The organism is Azospirillum sp. UENF 312511, assembly GCF_058780635.1.
In genome coordinates, this window is the sequence record NZ_JBSNCG010000003.1 from 353240 (window position 1) to 372050 (window position 18811).

At 70.1% G+C, this 18811-nt stretch carries 17 protein-coding genes and 1 riboswitch; of the genes, 4 read left to right on the forward strand and 13 right to left on the reverse strand.

The window, feature by feature from the left end; genetic code table 11:
• Nucleotides 1-57: 57 nt before the first annotated feature.
• Nucleotides 58-155, reverse strand: a riboswitch (TPP riboswitch).
• A gap of 161 nt (nucleotides 156-316) precedes the next feature.
• Nucleotides 317-694: an STAS domain-containing protein gene (locus ACWPN7_RS13045; RefSeq protein WP_103040741.1), complete on the forward strand. Its 378-nt coding sequence runs from the start codon at nucleotides 317-319 to the stop codon at nucleotides 692-694.
• Nucleotides 695-698: 4 nt separating this feature from the next.
• Here the strand turns inward: ACWPN7_RS13045 and ACWPN7_RS13050 are convergent, their stop codons facing one another.
• Nucleotides 699-1595: a DMT family transporter gene (locus tag ACWPN7_RS13050; RefSeq protein ID WP_451991707.1), complete on the reverse strand. Its 897-nt coding sequence runs from the start codon at nucleotides 1593-1595 to the stop codon at nucleotides 699-701.
• A 230-nt stretch (nucleotides 1596-1825) separates the two neighbouring features.
• Between ACWPN7_RS13050 and ACWPN7_RS13055 the strand changes: the two genes are divergently transcribed.
• Nucleotides 1826-3451: a phytoene desaturase family protein gene (locus ACWPN7_RS13055; protein ID WP_459197874.1), complete on the forward strand. Its 1626-nt coding sequence runs from the start codon at nucleotides 1826-1828 to the stop codon at nucleotides 3449-3451.
• Between the two features lie 8 nt (nucleotides 3452-3459).
• On the opposite strand, the gene deoA is transcribed toward ACWPN7_RS13055, so the two are convergent.
• The 8 genes from deoA to ACWPN7_RS13095 all read right to left on the reverse strand — a co-directional run bounded on the left by deoA (nucleotide 3460) and on the right by ACWPN7_RS13095 (nucleotide 11921).
• Nucleotides 3460-4782: a thymidine phosphorylase gene (gene deoA / locus ACWPN7_RS13060; RefSeq protein WP_459197875.1), complete on the reverse strand. Its 1323-nt coding sequence runs from the start codon at nucleotides 4780-4782 to the stop codon at nucleotides 3460-3462.
• A 37-nt stretch (nucleotides 4783-4819) separates the two neighbouring features.
• On the reverse strand, nucleotides 4820-5719 hold the full coding sequence (deoC, locus tag ACWPN7_RS13065; RefSeq protein WP_492273311.1) for a deoxyribose-phosphate aldolase: 900 nt from the start codon (nucleotides 5717-5719) through the stop codon (nucleotides 4820-4822).
• Entirely contained in the window at nucleotides 5716-6549 is an 834-nt protein-coding gene (locus ACWPN7_RS13070; RefSeq protein WP_459197876.1) for a purine-nucleoside phosphorylase, read from the reverse strand. The genes deoC and ACWPN7_RS13070 overlap by 4 nt, the downstream gene beginning before the upstream one ends.
• Nucleotides 6550-6564: 15 nt before the next feature.
• A complete protein-coding gene (gene cdd / locus ACWPN7_RS13075; protein WP_038528572.1) occupies nucleotides 6565-6993 on the reverse strand; it encodes a cytidine deaminase in 429 nt (142 codons plus the stop codon).
• The gene (locus tag ACWPN7_RS13080; protein ID WP_038528574.1) at nucleotides 6993-7967 is read right to left on the reverse strand and encodes an ABC transporter permease; all 975 of its coding nucleotides are present in this window, start codon (nucleotides 7965-7967) and stop codon (nucleotides 6993-6995) included. Before ACWPN7_RS13080 ends, cdd begins: the two co-directional genes overlap by 1 nt.
• Nucleotides 7960-9108 carry an ABC transporter permease gene (locus tag ACWPN7_RS13085; protein WP_459197877.1) on the reverse strand — a complete coding sequence of 383 codons (1149 nt, stop codon included), beginning with the start codon at nucleotides 9106-9108 and terminating at the stop codon, nucleotides 7960-7962. The genes ACWPN7_RS13080 and ACWPN7_RS13085 overlap by 8 nt, the downstream gene beginning before the upstream one ends.
• A gap of 115 nt (nucleotides 9109-9223) precedes the next feature.
• Nucleotides 9224-10759, reverse strand: coding sequence for an ABC transporter ATP-binding protein (locus ACWPN7_RS13090; protein WP_459197878.1), 1536 nt, complete (start codon nucleotides 10757-10759; stop codon nucleotides 9224-9226).
• A 163-nt stretch (nucleotides 10760-10922) separates the two neighbouring features.
• Nucleotides 10923-11921, reverse strand: a complete 999-nt coding sequence (locus ACWPN7_RS13095; protein WP_459197879.1) for a BMP family lipoprotein — start codon at nucleotides 11919-11921, stop codon at nucleotides 10923-10925.
• Between the two features lie 230 nt (nucleotides 11922-12151).
• On the opposite strand from ACWPN7_RS13095, the gene ACWPN7_RS13100 reads away from it, so the two are divergent.
• Nucleotides 12152-12814, forward strand: a complete 663-nt coding sequence (locus ACWPN7_RS13100) for a LysE family translocator (protein WP_459197890.1) — start codon at nucleotides 12152-12154, stop codon at nucleotides 12812-12814.
• Nucleotides 12815-12818: 4 nt separating this feature from the next.
• Here the strand turns inward: ACWPN7_RS13100 and ACWPN7_RS13105 are convergent, their stop codons facing one another.
• Nucleotides 12819-13496 (reverse strand): DedA family protein, encoded by a 678-nt coding sequence (locus ACWPN7_RS13105; RefSeq protein ID WP_492273312.1) that lies wholly within the window; start codon nucleotides 13494-13496, stop codon nucleotides 12819-12821.
• Between the two features lie 254 nt (nucleotides 13497-13750).
• On the opposite strand from ACWPN7_RS13105, the gene ACWPN7_RS13110 reads away from it, so the two are divergent.
• Nucleotides 13751-15412 (forward strand): methyl-accepting chemotaxis protein, encoded by a 1662-nt coding sequence (locus ACWPN7_RS13110; RefSeq protein WP_492273313.1) that lies wholly within the window; start codon nucleotides 13751-13753, stop codon nucleotides 15410-15412.
• Between the two features lie 23 nt (nucleotides 15413-15435).
• Here the strand turns inward: ACWPN7_RS13110 and mrdA are convergent, their stop codons facing one another.
• From mrdA to mreC, 3 genes are all read right to left on the reverse strand, one after another.
• Nucleotides 15436-17313, reverse strand: a complete 1878-nt coding sequence (gene mrdA / locus ACWPN7_RS13115) for a penicillin-binding protein 2 (RefSeq protein ID WP_014240003.1) — start codon at nucleotides 17311-17313, stop codon at nucleotides 15436-15438.
• A gap of 69 nt (nucleotides 17314-17382) precedes the next feature.
• Nucleotides 17383-17895, reverse strand: coding sequence for a rod shape-determining protein MreD (gene mreD, locus ACWPN7_RS13120; protein ID WP_038528586.1), 513 nt, complete (start codon nucleotides 17893-17895; stop codon nucleotides 17383-17385).
• Nucleotides 17892-18761 carry a rod shape-determining protein MreC gene (gene mreC / locus ACWPN7_RS13125; protein ID WP_492273314.1) on the reverse strand — a complete coding sequence of 290 codons (870 nt, stop codon included), beginning with the start codon at nucleotides 18759-18761 and terminating at the stop codon, nucleotides 17892-17894. Before mreC ends, mreD begins: the two co-directional genes overlap by 4 nt.
• Nucleotides 18762-18811 lie beyond the last annotated feature (50 nt).

Below are 18811 nucleotides of genomic sequence, written 5' to 3' on the forward strand. Positions count from 1 at the left end.
TCCTGCCCGGCGAAGAACCGCGCGAGGACGAGGAGGCCAGGGGTGTAGCGGCGGCACAGCCTCGAACGCTTGGCTCCCTTCGCTGGCATGACCCAGATCAGGTTCGATGGGTGTGGTCTCAGCCCGCCTTGCGGCAGGCACCCCAGCCGTTCGTGTGCACAGTGTGAGCCCGGCGCGCGGCTGTCAAGCGGCGGCCCGGCGCCTTTTCACAATTTCGCAACGCAACAGACACCGGAGAGTCGCGCTTCCCGTGGTTCCTTCCGCCGCCCCCGGCCCGCGCCGGACCGTTGCCCCAACCGGAAAGTCGTCACGAAGCATGCGGCCCACCCCGTCGCACAGCACCGTCACCCTGCACCCCTTCGCCACGGCGCAGGGCGGACGCGGGCTGCGCACCGTCCTGTCGGGGCGGATCGACCACGCCGCCCTGCCCGGCCTGACGCCGCTGCTCCGCCGCGTCGCGGACGCGCGGGCAGTGACCCTGTGCGTCGATCTGGGGCGGGTGGAGTTCCTCGATTCCTGCGGCATCGGCATTTTGCTGGCGCTCCGCAATGCGGTGCTCGACCACGGCGGCGCCATCGCCTTCGAAAATCACCCGCCGCGGATCCGGCGCGTGCTGGAACGCAGCCGGATCGTCGCCCTGACGGACTCCCCGCGCATCATTGACGGCGGGCTGGCGCTTCCCGCCGCCGCCTGACCCGTCAGTCGCCGCGGCGCAGCGTTTCCCGATAGAGGATGTAGAGCCCGCTGGCGATGATGATCCCGGCACCGGCCAGCACCGTGGGGGTCGGCACGTCGCCGAAGACCAGGAAGCCGAGCAGGGTCGCCCAGATCATCCCCGTGTATTCGAAGGGCGCCACCACCGCGGCGCGGCCCAGGCGGAAGGCCTGGGTCATCAGCACCTGCGCCGCGCCGCCCAGCGTGCCGACCAGAAGCATCAGCCCCAGGTCGAAGCCGCCCGGCTGCACCCAGTCGGGGATCGCCGCCACGCCGCTTACCACCGTGGTGGTCAGCAGCAGATAGACGACGATGGCCGTGTTGCTTTCCGTCCGCGACAGGCCGCGCACCGCGATCATCGCCAGCGCGTAGAAGAAGGCTGCGGCCACACCGACGAAAATCGGCAGGAGCGGCGCGTCGGCCTCCGGGCGGGCCATCACCACCACGCCACCGAAGCCGACCAGCACCGCCGCCCAACGCCGCCAGCCCACCGGCTCGCCGAGCAGCGGCATGGACAGCGCCGTGATGAACAGCGGCCCGGCGAAGCTCAGCACATAGACCTCGGCCAGCGGCAGATGCTTGAAGGCGTAGAAGAAGCAGCCCATCGACAGCAGCCCGGCCAGCGAACGGAAGACGTGGGCGACCGGGCGCCGTGTGCGCATCCCGCCCCACCCGCTGCGCGCCACCGAGATGCCGCCGACCAGCACCACCGCCACCACCGACCGCGCGAACATGAGCTGCGCCACCGGATAGCCGCTGCTCAAGTATTTGATGAGCGTGTCCATGCCCGCGAACAGGAAGATGGCCAGCACGAAGCAGCCGATGGCACGGCGGGTGTCGTCGCTGGCGGCAGCGGCGGGAAGAGCGGCGGCTTGGGTCATGATTGCACAGTATATGAGCAGCCCGGATGCTGCCCAATGCCGCAACCGCAGGTCTGGCCCGCGCCACATCGCCCGGAGGCCACATTGCCCAGAGAAAGCACCGGCGTTTCACGCTTCGTGAATCGACGTTCGGGCGTTTGGCGAAGCGGCCCCGGCCTTTCGCGGATCGGCGCTGGCCCCGTCCGGTGCCTCGGACAGTCTGGCGGGCGTCACCACCGCAAGGGTCCGCCATGCCGACCGTAGCCTCGCTCACCGCCACACTCGCCACCAAGGTGAAAGCCGCCGCCTGCCGTTTCCTGCCGGAGCGGGTCATTGCCCCGATCCTTGCCCGCCGTCTGGCCGAGCGCGAGCCCCACCCCTGGCCCGCGCCCGCCGTCCTTGGGCAAAAGGACGGTGTCGTCGTGGTGGGCGCCGGCATCGGCGGGCTGACCGCGGCGGCCCTGCTGGCGGAGGCAGGGGTCCGCGTCACCGTCCTGGAAGCGCACGACCGCCCGGGCGGCTATTGCTCCTCCTGGGAGCGCAAGGTCCGGCTGCGCGACGGGACGGTCGGGCGTTTCATCTTCGATGCCGGGGTGCACGACGTCAGCGGCACCCGTCCGGATGGCCCGGTCGGGCATCTGCTGCGCACGGTCGGCGTGGCGGACCGCGTGCGCTGGCAGCCGGTGAACCGTGGCATCGTCCGGGGCGGTGTCTTTGAGCCGCTGCCCGGCGACGCCGAGGGTCTGTCCACCCTGATCGCGCGGGAGCATCCCGACAGCGCCGCCGGGGCCGCTGCCTTTCTGGAGGAGATGCGCGGCGTTTACCGCGACCTCTACCGCGGCTGCGCCGAGACCGGACTTCCCCACATCCCGCGCGACGTCGCAGCGATGCGCGCCTATCCGCTGGAGTGCCCGCAGGCCTTCCGTTGGCAGGACCGCGGCTTTCTGGAGATGCTGGAGCATTACGTGCCCGACGCCGGAGCCCGCGCCCTGCTGTCCAGCCTTACCAACTACCTGTCGGACCGGCCGGAGCGGCTGGGCGCCACCCAGATGGCGCCGATCTTCGGCTACGTCTTCGACGGCGGCGCCTATCCGGAGGGCGGATCGCAACGGCTGGCCGACGCGCTGGTCGAGACGATCCGCGCCAAGGGCGGGGAGGTCCGGCTGTGCACCCCCGTCCGCCGCATCCTGGTCGAGGACGGCCGGGCCGCCGAGGTCGAAATCATGGACGGGGAGCGCATCGCCGCCGCCGCGGTAATCTCCAACGCCGACGCCCGGCGGACCCTGCTGGAGTTGGTGGGGGAGAAGCATCTGCCCGCCGGGAGCGCGGATCAATATCGCGCACTGCTCCCCTCGACCTCCGCCTTCCTGGTCACGCTGGCGCTGGACATCCGTCCCGACCTGCCGGCCATGATCTTTCTGAAGGATGCCGGGATGGCGCTGGCCCTGCCCTCCGCCCATGACGCCACCCTGGCGCCGCCGGGCTGCGCCTCGCTGACGTTGATGCGGCTGGACCCGGCGGGCGGCGCCTGGGACCGCTCCGCCCCTGACTACCGCGCGCGGAAAACGAGGGAGGGCGACGCGATGATCGCCGCGGCCGCCGCCGTGATCCCGGATCTGGAGCGCCACATCCTGCACCGGCAGGACGCCAGCGCCGCCACCTTCGCCCGCTACGCCCACACGACGGAAGGGGCGATCTATGGCACCGATCCGGCGCTTCCCGCCAAGTCGCCGGTGCCCGGCCTGCTGCTGGCCGGCGGCGGGGTCTTTCCCGGCCCGGGGGTCGAGGCGTGCGTCATCTCGGGCCGCCTCGCCGCGGAGGCTCTGGTGGGGCCGGTGCGGGCGCGGCAGGCCGAGGGCGTACGACGTGCCGCGTAAGCCGCCTCCTACAGCCGGATGCGGTCGGCGATCAGCGGCCCGGCCGACGGGGCGCTGTCGGCCACGGTGAAGGCGCGGCGGAGCAGCGCCGCCGCATCCTCCGCCTGCGCCGCGCTGCGGGCATGGACCACGGCGAGCGGGCGCTCCGCCGGCCCCACCGAAGCGCCCAACCCGGCGACGTCGGCCAGCCCGACCGCGAAGTCGATGGGATCGGTCGTCTTGGTCCGCCCGCCGCCCAGGGCCACCACGGCGATGCCGACCGCCCGCACGTCGATGGCCACCACCACGCCCGCGCGCTCGGCGAAGACCGGCTGGACGACGGGGGCGGCGTCCAGATAACGGTCCGGCGCATCCAGCAGGTCCGCCGGACCGCCCAGCGCGTGGACCATCCGGGCGAAGCGCTCGGCGGCCTGCCCGCTCGCCATTGCCTGGTCGAAGCGGGCGCGCCCTTCGGCCGCGTCGGGAACCAGCCCGGCCAGAACCAGCAGCTCGGCGGCCTGGGCGGCGGTGACCTCGTAGAGCCGGGAGTCGGCCGCGCCGCCGCGCAGGATGTCGATGCACTCCCGCATCTCCAGCGCGTTGCCGGCGGTCAGGCCCAGCACCTCGTTCATGTCGGTCAAGAGCGCGACGGTGGGCAGCCCGGCGCCCTCGGCCACGGTGACGAGGCTGTCGGCCAGTTCCCGCGCCTTGGCGATGTCGGGCAGGAAGGCTCCGGAACCGAACTTCACGTCCATCACCAGCGCGTCCAGCCCCGCCGCCAGCTTCTTCGACAGGATCGAGGAGGTCAGCAGGTCGATGGTCTCCACCGTCGCCGTCACGTCGCGGATGGCGTAGAGGCGGCGGTCGGCGGGGGCGATGTCGTCGGTGGCGCCGATCACCGCGCAGCCGACCTCCTTCACCACCCGCTCCAGCGTCGCCCGGTCGGGCTTGGCGCGGTAGCCGGGGATGCTCTCGAACTTGTCGAGCGTGCCGCCGGTGTGGCCGAGCCCGCGCCCCGACACCATCGGCACGAAGCCGCCGCAGGCGGCCAGCGCCGGGGCGAGGATCAGGCTGACCTTGTCGCCGACGCCGCCGGTCGAATGCTTGTCGACCACCGGTCCCGGCAGGTCCAGATGGTCCCAGCGCATCACCGTCCCGGAATCCCGCATGGCCAGCGTCAGGGCCACCCGCTCCTCCAGCGTCATGCCGCGGAAGAAGACGGCCATGGCGAAGGCCGCTGCCTGCCCTTCGCTGACGGAGCCGTCGGTGATGCCGCGCACGAAGGCGCCGATCTCCGCCGCGTCCAGGCGTGCGCCGTCGCGCTTCTTGCGAATCAGTTCCTGGGGAAGCATCCGTGCGTCCGTTCCGTGGTCGAGTCTGTCGCGCGGATCAATAGCCGGCGGTGGCCGGCTGGGCAACCGCTCCACCGCCCTTGCCGTCACCCTTGCCGTCTTTGGCGTCCTTGTCCTTGTCCTTGCCCTCGCCCTTTCCCTCACCCTTGCCGCCGCCATGGCCGGCGGTGGCGAGCAGCGAGTCCAGCAGCGCCGACGCGCCGAAGCGGAAGGTGTCCGGCTTGGCCCAGCCCTTGCCCTGGATCGCGGTGGCGAGCGCCAGGAAGGCCGCCGCCCCATCGGCGTCGCGGATGCCGCCCGCCGCCTTGAAGCCCACCGGCTTGCCCAACTCGTGGATGACGTGCAGCAGCAGCGCCGCCGCCTCCAGCGTCGCGGCCGGCTGCACCTTGCCGGTGGAGGTCTTCAGGAAATCCGCCCCGGCGGCGATGGAATCGCGGGCGGCCCAGGCCAGCAGCTCCGGGTCGGGAAAGCAGCCGGACTCCAGGATCACCTTCATCGTCACGTCGGTCCCGCAGGCCTCGCGGCAGGCGCGGATCACGTTCATCGGCTGGGTGCGGGCGCCGTCGATGAAGGCGCGGTAGGGAAGCACCACGTCGATCTCGTTCGCGCCGTCCTTGATGGCCGCCTTGGTCTCCGCCGCCACCGTCGCCGCGTCGGCCTCGCCCGAGGGGAAGTTGACGACGGTGGCGATCTTCACGCCGCTGCCCTTCAGCGCCTTGCGCGCGGTCTTGACGAAGCGCGGCCAGACGCACACCGCGGCGACCTTGCCGGCGGGGGTGACGGCGCGCTTGCACAGCGCCTCCACCGTCTGGTCGGTGTCGTCGTCGTTCAGGCTGGTCAGGTCGAGCAGGCCGATGGCCCGGCCGGCCCCCTTGGCGTCGGCCTTGACGGCGGCCGCAGTGTCGAGCGCCCGTTGCAGATCGGCGGGAAGTTTCATGACCGGCGTCCTTCGTCTATGTGCAGCCCGTCGAGAAAGCCGGTCAGCAGCCGCTCCAGATCGGAGGAGGCGGCCGAGGCGGCGCGCAGGGTCTGGTCATGGTCCACCGGCCCGTCGCCGAGTCCCACCCCCAGGTTGGTGATGACCGCGCAGCCCACGACCCGCAGGCCGCAATGCCGCGCGACGATGCATTCGGGCACCGTGGACATGCCGACCGCGTCCGCCCCCAGGACCTTCAACATCCGGACCTCGGCCGGCGTCTCGAAGGAGGGGCCGGGATAGGCGGCGTACACGCCCTCGACCAGATCGATGTTCAGCTCCAGCGCCCGGCGCCGCATCAGCGCGCGCAGGGCGGGGTCCCAAGCGTCGGTCATGCTGGGGAAGCGCGGGCCGAAGTTGTCCTCGTTGGGGCCGGTCAGCGGGTTGGCGCCCAGCATGTTGATGTGGTCGGAAATCGCCATCAGCCGCCCCGGCCCGACCTCCACCCGCAGCGAGCCGGCGGCGCAGGTCAGCACCAGCGTGTCGCAACCGGCCAGCTTCAGGGCGCGGACCGCCGTCTTCAGCGCGTCGAAGCCGTTGCCCTCATAGGCGTGGACGCGCCCCTGCATGCAGGCGACGGGCTGGCCGCCGAGATGGCCCAGCACCAGCCGGCCCATGTGCCCCTCCACGCTGGGCAGCGGGAAGCCGGGCAGGTCGCCATAGGGCATGACGGTCGCCCCCTCGATCCGGTCGGCGACCCCGCCCAGGCCGGAGCCGAGCACGATCCCCACCCGCGGGCGGAAGCCGGGGACCCGGTGCAGGATTTCCGCGGCGGCGCGTGCGGCGGTCATGGCGGTCAGTTCCCCTCAGAAGTCGAGATTGTCAGGGCCGAAGGAATGCGGCAGCAACTCGTCCAACCGAAACGTTTGCCGAAGCCCTTCCGGTCCACAGACATGAATCGGCGTGTCGGGTTTGGCGAACTCGCGCAGGCGCTGGCGGCAGCCGCCGCAGGGCGTGCACAGCCGGCCGTCGCCGGTCTGGCCGCCCATCACCGCGATCGCCCGGATGCTTCGGTCCCCGGACAGGATCATCGCCCCGATGGCCGAGGCCTCGGCGCACTGACCCTGCGGGTAGGCCGCGTTCTCCACATTCGCCCCGGCGTGGATGCGCCCGGATTCGCCCAAAATGGCCGCACCGACCGAAAAATGAGAATAGGGCGCGTAGGCCTGCGCCATCGCGTCGCGGGCGGCGGCAATCAGGGAGTCGGCGATCAGGGAATCCAGCGGGTCGCTCATCACCGTTCCTTCACGTAGGGGACGCCGCTGGCCCTGGGCGCCACCGCCCGGCCGACGAAGCCGGCGAGCAGAAGCACGGTCAGCACATAGGGCAGCATCTGGATGAACTGCACCGGGATCACTCCCACCACCGGCAGCGGCACGCCCTGCAGGCGGACCTGCACCGCGTCGGTGAAGGCGAACAGCAGGCAGGCGAACAGCGTCGGCCAGGGCCGCCATTTCCCGAAGATCAGCGCGGCCAGCGCCAGATAGCCTTTGCCCGCCGTCATGTCGCGCACGAAGCCGGCGCCGTGGGCGGTGGACAGATAGGCACCGGCGATCCCCGTCAGCACCCCGGTGATGATCACCGCCTGATAGCGCAGCCGCGTGACTGACAGGCCCGCCGTGTCGACCGCCGACGGGTTCTCCCCCACCGCGCGCAGCCGCAGCCCGAAGCGCGAGCGGGTGAACACCCAGTGGGTCGCCACCACCAGAAGAACGGTCAGCCAGATCAACACGTTGGCGTCATCGATCAGTTCCCGGTAGACGGGGCCAAGGACCGGAATCTCGGACAGCGCCTCCACCCCCGGCAGACGGACCTGCGGCAGCCGCGCCTCCCCCGGCAGCAGCGGGGTCTGGCCGCCCTGGCGGAACCAGGCGTAGGCCAGGGTCGGCGCCAGCCCGGCGACCAGGATGTTGATCGCCATGCCCGACACCACCTGGTTGCCCTTGTGGGTGATGCAGGCGAAGCCATGGACCAGCGCCAGCGCCACCGAGGCCGCGACGGCGGCGCCCAAGCCCAGCCAGGGGCTGCCGGTGGACGACGCGACGGCGGCGGCGAAGAAGGCGCCGGCCAGCATCTTGCCCTCCAGCCCGATGTCCACCACCCCCGCCCGCTCGCTGTAGAGCGCCGCGAAGGCGGCGAGCACCAGCGGGGTCGCCACGCGGATGGTGGCGTCGGCCAGCAGCAGGACGACGAGCAGGGCGTCATCCATGCGCCGCCCCTCCCCTGCGGCGGCGGAACAGCGCCTCGACCCGCGGCTTGAACAGGTTCTCCAGCGCCCCGGCGAACAGGATGACGAGGCCCTGGATGACCATCACCAGCTCCCGGTTCACGGTGGGGTATTCGAAGGACACCTGCCCGCCCCCCTGCGCCAGCACGCCGAACAGCAGCGCCGCCAGGATGATCCCCACCGGATGGTTGCGCCCCATCAGCGCCACGGCGATGCCGACGAAGCCCACCCCGCCGGTGAAGTTCAACAGGATGCGGTGCTGCACCCCCATGATCTCGTTCACCCCGACGAAGCCGGCAAGCGCCCCGGAGATCGCCATAGCGAGGATGATGTTCTGCGCCGGGGAGATGCCGGCATAGATCGCGGCCCGCTCATTCCTCCCGACCGTGCGGATCTCGTAGCCCCAGCGGGTCCGCCACAGGAACAGGTAAAACAGCGCGCAGCAGGCCAGCGCCCACAGGAAGGACAGGTTCAGCGGCGAGGCCGGGATGGCGACGCCGATCCAGCCGAGCGCCCGGTCCATGGTCGGCAGCCAGACGCCGGGATCGAACTCCCGCGTTTCCGGCGACTGCGATCCGGGGCGGATCAGCACGTCGACCAGCAGGTAGGTCATGATCGCGGCGGCGATGAAGTTGAACATGATCGTCGTGATGACGATGTGGCTGCCGCGCTTGGCCTGGAGCCAGCCGGGGATTGCCGCCCAGGCCGCCCCGAACAGCGCCGACAGGGCCACCGCCCCCAGCGCCGCCACCGGCCAAGGCCAGCCGGTCAGCGCCAGCCCGACGAGCCCGGCCCCCAGCCCGCCGAGATAGGCCTGCCCCTCCCCACCGATGTTGAACAGCCCGCAATGGAAGGCGATGGCGACCGCCAGCCCGGTGAAGATGTAGCTGGTCGTGTAGTAGAGGGTGTAGCCGATGGCCTCGGGATAGCCGACCGCCTCGGTCACCAGCAGCGCCAGCACGTCCAGCGGATTCTCGCCGATCACCAGGATGACCAGCCCGGACAGGACGAGGGCGGCCAGCAGGTTCAGCAGCGGCAGAAGAGCGTAGCCGACCCAGCCGGGCACCTCGCCCGGCCGGCCGAAGCCCCGGCCCGTCACCCCCTGCGCCGCGTCCTGCGCCATCCCGGCTCCATCCCTGGTCACGCCCGTTCACAAGCCGGACGGCTCGAACGTCCCTGCCCACTGGAAAGTGCCCCGCGCACGGGACCAGCGCAAGCGGGAGCGTTCGGGGTCAACCTTACGCTGCCTCCGCCACCCCGGCCATCATCAGGCCGAGACGCCGCTCGTCCGCCTCGCCCGGGGCGACCTCGCCCACCAGACGGCCGTCGAACATGACCAGGATGCGGTCGGACAGGGCGCGAATCTCGTCCAGCTCCACCGACACCAGCAGAATCGCCTTGCCCTGGTCGCGCAGCGCCACCAGACGGCGGTGAATGAACTCGATGGCGCCGATGTCCACGCCGCGGGTGGGCTGGCCGACGAGCAGCAGGTCGGGATTACGCTCCATCTCGCGGGCCAGCACGATCTTCTGCTGGTTGCCGCCGGAGAAGTTGCCGGCGGGCAGGCGCGGGTCGCGCGGGCGCACGTCGTAGGCGTCCATCTCCGCCGCACAGCGGTCGAACAGCGCGCGGCGGTCCATCAGGAGCCGCCCGTTGAAGGCCGGATCGCCCTGATGGCCGAGGATCGCGCACTCCTGCGCCTCGAAGCCGGTGACGAGGCCGACCCGCTGCCGGTCCTCCGGGACATGGCCGACACCGAGGGCGCGCAGCCCCCGCGCCGTGAAGCGGTCGGGCGTGGCGGTCAGCTCCTCCCCGCGCAGGCGGACGGAGCCGCCCGCCGGTGGACGCATCCCAGCCAGCGCCTCCAGCAGTTCGGACTGGCCGTTGCCGGAGACACCGGCGATGCCGACGATCTCCCCGGCGCGCACGGTCAGGCCGACGCCCTTCACCCGCTCCACCCCGGCGCCGTCGCGCACGCGCAGGCCGGAGACCTCCAGCACCGCCGGGCCGGGCGTGGCCGGCGCCTTCTCCACCCGCAGCGGCACCTTGCGCCCGACCATCAGCTCGGCCAGTTCCTCGCGGCTGGTGCGGGCGGTGGCGACGTTCGCCACCACCTGCCCGCGGCGCATGACCGTCACGTTGTCGGTCAGCTCCATGATTTCGCGCAGCTTGTGGGTGATGATGACGACCGTCTTCCCCTGCCCGCGCAACGCGCGGAGGATGCGGAAGAGGTGGTCGGTCTCCTGCGGGGTGAGGACGCCCGTGGGCTCGTCGAGGATCAGGATGTCGGCGCCGCGGTAGAGCGCCTTGAGGATCTCCACCCGCTGCTGCGCCCCCACCGGCAGCTCGCCGACCGGGCGGTCGAGGTCGACCTCCAGCCCGTAGTCGCGGGCGAGCCTGGTCAACTCCGTCCGCGCCCGCGCCATCCCGGCGGCCAGGGTAACGCCGCCCTCCGCGCCCAGCAGCACGTTCTCCAGCACCGTGAAGGGATCGACGAGCATGAAATGCTGGTGGACCATGCCGATCCCGGCGGCCAGGGCGTCGCGCGGGCTGCGCACCGCCACCGGGCGGCCGTCCACCAGGATGGTGCCACCGTCGGCGGGCAGATAGCCGTAGACGATGCTCATGATCGTCGACTTGCCGGCGCCGTTCTCGCCGATCACGCCGTGGATGGTGCCCTTCGGCACGGCCAGCGACACGTCGCGGTTGGCGTGGTTGGCGCCGAACCACTTGTTGACGCCGCGGGTTTCCAGAGCGGGAGGGTGTTGGGGCATGGGGACTTTCAAGATTGGAAGGTCCTTGCCCCCACCCTTCCCACGGCTTCGCCGCGGGCCCCTTCCCTCCCCCGCTTCGCAGGAGAGGGGGCTATATCCCCTCCCCTGCGTCAGCGGGGGAGGGTTAGGGAGGGGGCAGCGCATGGCGACACAGAAGCTCAGCTCACGGCTGATACGGCTTCACCGCCAGCTCGCCAGCGATGATCTTGCGCTTGGCGTCCTCGACCGCCTTCTCCATCTCCGCCGTGACGAGCTTGCGGTTGCTCTCGTCGAGCGCGTAGCCGACGCCCTCCTCCTTCAGCCCGACGACGCGGTGGCCCGGCGTCCAGCTGCCGTCCTTGGCCGACTTCATGCAGTCATAGACGGTCACGTCCACCCGCTTGACCATCGAGGTCAGGATCTTGCCCGGATGAATCCAGTTCTGGTTGCTGTCCACCCCGACGCCCAGCTTGCCGGCGTCCGCCGCGGCCTGGAGCACGCCCAGCCCGGTCGCCCCGGCCGCCGCGAAGACCACGTCGGCGCCGCGCCCGAACTGGCTCTTGGCCAGCTCCGCCCCGCGGGTGGGGTCGTTCCAGGCGGCGGGGGTGGTGCCGGTCATGTTGGTGAAGACCTCGCCGTCCGCCTTCACATGCTTCACGCCCTGCTCGTAGCCGGTCAGGAAGTTGCGGATCAGCGGGATGTCCATGCCCCCGATGAAGCCGACCTTGCCGCTCTGCGAGGCCAGCGCCGCCAGCATGCCGACGAGGAAGGAGCCCTCATGCTCCTTGAAGGTCACCGACTGGACGTTCGGCAGGTCCAGCTTGTCGTCGATCAGGCAGAATTTCGTGTTGGGATACTCCCGCGACACCTTGTCCACGGCGGCGGACTGGGAGAAGCCGACCGCCGTGATGACGGTGGCGCCGCGCCGCGCCATGTTGCGCAGCGCCTGCTCGCGCTGGCTCTCGCTGGTGACCTCGAACTCGCGGTAGACGATCCCGGTCTCCTTCTTGAAGCGCTCCGCCCCGTTGTAGGCCGCCTCGTTGAAGGACTTGTCGAACTTGCCGCCCTGGTCGAACACCACCGCCGGCATGAACTCGTCCGCCGCCAGGGCGGGGCCCACGGCGGGAACGGCCGCCGCCGTCAGCGACAGCGCCAGAATGGTCAGAATGCGCGTCATCGTCATCGTTCCGCTTCCCCGTTCCGGTTCGCCCGCTTGCCGGGTCGTGGCGGCCAGGATAGCCGCTCCTCCCGCCCGGTGACAGGGGGCACATGGCAGGGGGAATTCCGCCGCAGGCCATGGCCCGTATGGGACCTCCGCCCGCGACGCCGGTTGACGGATGGGCGGTGGCCCGCTATCACGCCCGCCATTGCCCGGAGGAGGGGCTCGGAGGAGGGAATCGCAGATTGGACGAGGTGATCGGCGTGCATGGTCTGGTGGTGCTGCTGCAGGGCATCGTCCTGGGAATCGCCATCGCCGCCCCCGTCGGTCCGATCGGCCTGCTCTGCATCCGCCGCACGCTCCAGCACGGGCCGCTGATGGGTTTCTTCACCGGCTTCGGCGCCGCCGTGGCCGACACCATCTACGGCGCCATCGCCGCCTTCGGCGTGTCCGCCGCCCTGGACTTCCTGCAGGGGCATGAGATCGCCTTCCAGCTCGTCGGCGGCATTTTCCTGCTCGTCGTCGCCATCCGCACCTTCCGCCAGAAGCCGGAGGACGAGGAGCGCGAGGCCGCCAGCGCGCCCGACACGCCATCCTTCCTCGGCGGCTTCATGACCGGCCTGTCGCTGACCCTGACCAACCCGGCGACCATCATGGCCTTCATCGCCATCTTCGCCGGCTTCGGTCTCGGTGGAAATCTGGGTCGGGTGGACGCCTCCACGCTGGTGGCCGGCGTCTTCATCGGCGCGTCCTTGTGGTGGTTCACCCTGTCCATGGGCGTCGCCGCCGTGCGCCACCGCATCTCCGACCGCGGGCTGACCCGGCTGAATCATTGCACGGGGGTGGCGCTGGCGGCCTTCGGCCTCTGGGCGCTCGGCATGGCCTTCACCGGCATGGCCGGCTGGGCCATGGGGTAATCTCTTAAGGGCTGAGCGGGGCCCCCGCCACCGGCGGGTCGCCATCCGGCCCACGCGACGATTTCTGGGCGCGGCGGATGCCGTGGAAATGGCTGACCAGCCGGTACAGGTACAGCCCGACCAGCACCACCAGCAGCCCCACGGTGAAATAACCCACCAGACTGTGCGCGAAGGGCCAGCGGGACAGCATGTAGCCGGTCCAGGCGAGCAGCAGGGTCCACAGGATCGACCCGACCCCGGAATAGAGGCAGTAGAGCGGGATCGACATCCGGCAGGCCCCCGCCGGGATCGAGATCAGCGTCCGCACCCCCGGCACCGGCTGGGTCAGGAAGACGGCGATCCCGCCATGCTTTCCAAACCACTCCGTGCTTCGTCGGACCTTCCTGGGGTGGATCGTCAGCCAGTGGCCGTAGCGTTTTAAAAAGGCTTCCAGCCGATCGCGGCCCATCAGACGGCTGGGCAGGAACCAGACCAGTTGCCCGGCCAGCGAGCCCAACCCACCGGCCAAGGCAACGCCGAACAGATTGTACTCGCCCTGCGCCGCCGCGATGCCGGCCAATGGAATGACCAATTCCGCGGGAACCGGCGGGATGACCCGCGCCAGGACCAGCAGCAGGAAGATGCCCACGTAATTCATCGTGTGCATCACATCGACCAGCCAATTGGTCAGTCCGCCAGCCATTTCTGCCCACCCAGATTTTAATCCGTCAAAAAACAAGCCGGCGGGCCATCGGTTCCTGAACGATATCGCGGCGCAAAACCGCATGTCACATTCAGACAATAAATGTTTGGATATAAAATAGGTAAGAGACTTACACACCTCTGTATGCAGTCGAGCGTCTCCGTTCGATACCTGCCATGGCGCATCCAATCCGCCATGTCGAAAAAGAGAGAACCGCCATGCTTCTAAGCAACTTCAAGATATCCACGAAAATCTTGTCCATCATCATCTTGCTGGGAGCCATCTGCGCGGGCATCACGGCGACGTCGGTCTCCGGATTGGACGCGCTGAGCCGCGCCACCGACGAGATCAAGGCTTCCGGGGATGACATGAGGGTCGGCGCGCGGCTGAATCGCTTGGTGGCTGAACTGCTCCGCGACGAATACCGCATTGCCGCCAACCCGGCCGACCTGCCGGAGGTCCTGCCCTCCATCACGACGGGCCGCGAAACGCTGTCCACGAACCTCACGAGGGTCAAGGAAACCGCTGACCCCGAGCAGAAGCGCTTGCTGGCAGACTTCGAAGCGGCGTTGTCGCTCTACAAGACTCAATTGGAACAGACTCTGGCCGTTGCCCGTCAGATCAACGCGAAGGGCGCCGTCGGATTCCATCAGGACATTCTCTCTTCGGTCGAGAACAGCGCCGTCGCCGCGCGGAAGCTCCAGGATCTGAGCGTCAAATACACCGCCTACACCGACGACAAGGCGGCACGGCTGTCCGACGACGCCTCCCAACTGGCGGAGCGGCGGGCCGTCCAGCTCATCGCGGCGGCCGCGGTCGGCATTCTCGTCGGGCTGCTGCTGGGCTGGCTCATGTCGCAGTTCGGCATCGTCCGCCCGGTGACCGCCATCGTCGCCTGCCTGCGTGGGCTGGCCGACGGCAAGCTGGACACCGAGGTGTACGGCACCGACCGCAAGGATGAAGTCGGCGCGATCGCCGCCACCGCGGACGTGTTCAAGCGCAACCTCCTCCACAGCCGCGCGATGGAGCGGGAGGCCAAGGAGGCGGAGGCCCGGTCCCAGGCGGAGAAGCGCGCGTCGATGCTCGCGCTGGCGGGCCGCTTCGAATCGCAGGTGGGCGTCATCGTCAACGACGTCGGCGGCGCCGCGACGGAGCTTCAGGCCACGGCCGCGCAGCTCGCCTCGGCGGTCGAGGAGGTCGGCGCCCAATGCAACGCCGTGGCCGGAGCGTCGGAGGAGGCCAGCGCCAACGTGCAGACGGTCGCCTCGGCGTCGGAGGAGATGTCTGCCTCCATCCATGAACTGGCCGAGCGCGTGACCCGCGCCGCCGCCCGCTCCAAGGCCGCGGCGGAGGGGGCCAATCTGGCCCAGGCCCAGCTCAATTCCCTGTCCGCCGCCATCGAACAGGTCGACCAGATCGTCGCTTCCATCAACGCCGTCGCCGCCCAGACCAATCTGCTGGCGCTGAACGCGACCATCGAGGCCGCCCGCGCCGGGGAGGCCGGCAAGGGCTTCGCGGTGGTGGCGAGCGAAGTGAAGAACCTCGCCAACCAGACCCACGCGATGACCGAGCAGATCGGCAACCAGATCGCCGCGGTGAAGAACGCCTCCGGCCGGACGGTGGACGCCATGCGCGCCATCATCACCCAGGTCGAGGACATCGACCGTTCCACCGCGGAGATGGCCGCCTCCGTCGAGCAGCAGAGCGCGGCGACCGGCGAGATCAGCCGCAACGCCCAGCAGGCCGCCAACGGCACCGCGGAAGTGTCCAGCAACGTCGCCGGCATCCAGCAGGCGGAGTCGGAGACCAGCGCCGCCACCCACAGCGTGAAGGAGGCGGCCGACCAGCTGGCCGAACGCGCATCGAGCCTGAAGCGCGAGGTGGATCAGTTCCTGTCCGAAGTGCGCGCGGCCTGATCGACCGCGCGTCTCCAAAGCCCCTAGCCCCGGGTGCCGCCCGGCGGCGGGGGCGGCGGGGCGCTTTCCGCCACGGCGGCGCGGCCCGGATCGCGCTTCTGGCACTCCAGCAGGATGTCGCGCGCGATCGGCGCCGCCGCGGTGGACCCGCCGCCGCCATGCTCCACGAACACCGCGCAGGCGTAGCGCGGGGAACTGACCGGCGCGTAGGAGATGAACAGCGCGTGGTCGCGCTCCCGCCAGGGCAGGTCCTCGTTCTTCTTCACCCCGGTGCTGCGCTCGGCCATGGTGATGCGGCGGACCTGGGCGGAACCGGTCTTCCCGGCCATCTCATAGCCGGGCTCGGTGATGCGCGACTTGTAGGCGGTGCCGTTCGGCGCGTTGGTCACCTCGTAGAGGCCGCGCAGGACGAGGTCGAGGTTCTCCTTCTTCACCCCGATCGGCGGCCAGCTCGTCTGTTCGCCCGACAGCGCCTTGATCTGCTTGGTCAGGTGGGGCTTCACCGCGAAGCCGCCGTTGGCCAGCCGCGCGGTCATGGCGACGAGCTGCATCGGCGTGGACAGCACGTAGCCCTGCCCAATCGCCGCGATCAGCGTCTCGCCCTGCGCCCAGGGCTTGCCGAGCGCGCCCTTCTTCCAGTCGATGGAGGGGATCAGGCCCGGCCGCTCGTGCGGCAGGTCCAGCCCGGTCAGCTGCCCCATGTCGAAGCGGTTGGCCATCTCGGCGATGCGGTCGATGCCGATGCGCCGCGACACGTCGTAGAACCACACGTCGCAGGAATGGCGCAGCGCGCCGACCACGTCCACCGTGCCGTGCCCGCCCTTCTTCCAGCAATGGAAGCGGTGGTCGCCGAGGTCCATGTGGCCCGGGCAGAACACCGAGTGGTTGCGGCTGATCAGGCCGGATTCCAGCGCCGCCAGGGCCACCACCGGCTTGAAGGTCGAGCCCGGCGGGTACTGCCCGGCCACCGCCTTGTTGTTCAGCGGGGTCGCCTGGTTGGACAGCAGTTCCTCCCACAGTTCGGCGCTGATGCCCATGGTGAACTGGTTGGGGTCGTAGCTGGGGTGGGAGCACAGGGCGTAAATGCCGCCGGTGTGCACGTCCATCACCACGCAGGAGGCGCTGACCTCCTGCGCCAGCCGCTGCTGCACGAATTTCTGCAGGCCGATGTCGATGGTCAGCTGGACCTCGCGGCCCGGCTGCCCCTCGTCGCGCGACAGCTCGCGGATGACGCGCCCGACCGCGTTGACCTCGAGCTGGCTGGTGCCCGCCGTGCCGCGCAGCGCCTTCTCGTGATACTTCTCCATCCCGGCCTTGCCGATGCGAAAGCCGGGCAGCGACAGCACGGGGTCGCCGTTCAGCTCCGCCTCAGACACGGCGCCGACATAGCCCAGGATGTGGGCGGTCGCCTCCGCCTCCGGGTAATGGCGGATCTCGCCGACCTCGATGGCGACGCCGGGCAGGTCCGGCGTGTTCATCTCGATGGTGGCGACCTGTTCCCAGGTCAGGTTCTCGCGCACGGTGACCGGAACGAAGCGGCGCTTGCGGTGCAGCTCGCGCATCACGCGGCGGCGGTCGCCGTCGGTCAGCGGGACGATCTTGGAAATCTTGTCGAGCGTGTCCTGGATGTTGCGCGTGCGCTCCGACACCACGACGACGCGGTAGTTCTGCTGGTTCACGGCCAACGGCGCGCCGAACCGGTCGACGATGGTGCCGCGCGACGGAGCGACCAGCCGCAGGCTGATGCGGTTTTCCTCCGCCAGCATGGTGAAGCGCGCGGATTCCACCACCTGCAGGTAATAGAGCCGCCCGACCAGAGCGGACAGACCGGCGAGCTTCAACCCGCCCAGCACGGCGGCGCGGCGGGTCAGCAGGCGGTAGCGGTCGGTGTCGCGGTCCATCGCAGTCAAAGGCTCACATCCCCTGCCAGATCATCCCTGCCGGCTATTCCTGCTCGTCACCCCAGTCCATCACCCCTGAAGAAACGCGCGGTGCACGCGGATCAGCATCCAGGCGATGGCCGGGAAGAAGGCCATGGTCAGCAGCGCCTGGAACAGCGCCGGCCGGAACGGCAGCACCGTCGCCTGGAGCGCCGAGAAGGCCAGCCACTGGATGCAGGCCACGCCCATCATGACCAGCCCGAAGCCGAACCACATCAGGGCGAAGGTGCTGGACACCAGCACGCGCCGCTGGCTGGACACCGCCCAATGGACCAGCACCAGCACCAGCGCGTTCACCCCCAACGGCCCGCCGGTCAGCAGGTCCTGCAGCAGACCGATCAGGAAGGCGGTGCCCGGCCCCATCAGGTCGGGTCGGTGGATCGCCCAATAATAGACGGCGATGGCGGTCAGGAAAGGCGCCACCGACGCATAGCCGGGCAGCGGCACCGGGATCATCCCGGCCAGCGCCAGCATGACCGTCACCGCGAACGGGGCGAGATTCCGCCCCGTCTTGTCCAGCCGCTGCCACAAGGTCAGCGTCATTTCGACTCGGACGACGGTTCCGCCTCGCTTCCCGGCAGGCTGAACTCGACCAGCTGCAGGTGCTCGACCCGCGACAGATCGACGTTCGGCTGCACCCGGACGCCACGTTCACCAGCCGAGGACACCACGCCCACCGGCAGGCCCGGCGGGAACTGCCCGCCGTGACCGGAGGTCACCACCCGCTCGCCCACCTGCACCGGGGCTTCCGGCGGCAGGTAAAGGAGTCGCGTCTGGTCGGAATTGTCGCCCGCCATCACCGCCCGCTGGCGCGAGCGCTCCAGAACCACGGGGATGCGGGTGTTGATGTCGGTCAGCAGGAGGACGCGGGCCGACCACTCCCCGACCTCGATCACCCGGCCGACCAGCCCGCTGCCGGCGATGGCCGCCTGCCCCTTGCGCACCCCGTCGCGGCGGCCGGCGGTGACCACCAGCGTGCGCAGGAAGGAGCTGCCGGGAGCGGCAATGACCCGCGCCGTGATGAAGGAGGAGGCCGGCTCCGGCGTCGCCTTGAGAAGGGAGCGCAGGCTGATGTTCTCCGCCTCCAGCCGCAGCGCCGCCTGCTTCCACTGCAGCAGCCGCGCGTTCTCCGCCTTCAGCCGCTGGTTCTCCTCGAAGGCGTTCTGCACCTCGACCACCAACTCCACGACATGGGCGGCGGTGGCGGCGGGGCGGGAGATCGCGTCGAGGATCGGGGCGAAGGCGTCGGTCACCCGGGCGCGCGCGCTGTCCACCGACAGCGCGTCGATCCGGCCCACCATCATCAGGGCGACGGAGGCGAGCACCAGCAACAGGAAGGAGAAGCGCTGGGCGAGCGCCCGCAGCGGGGCGGCAAGGCGCACGACGGAACCGGAATTGCGAGGCTTCACAGGATCATCCCGTCCAGGTACGCGATCCGCCCCCGGCTACGCCGGCGAAT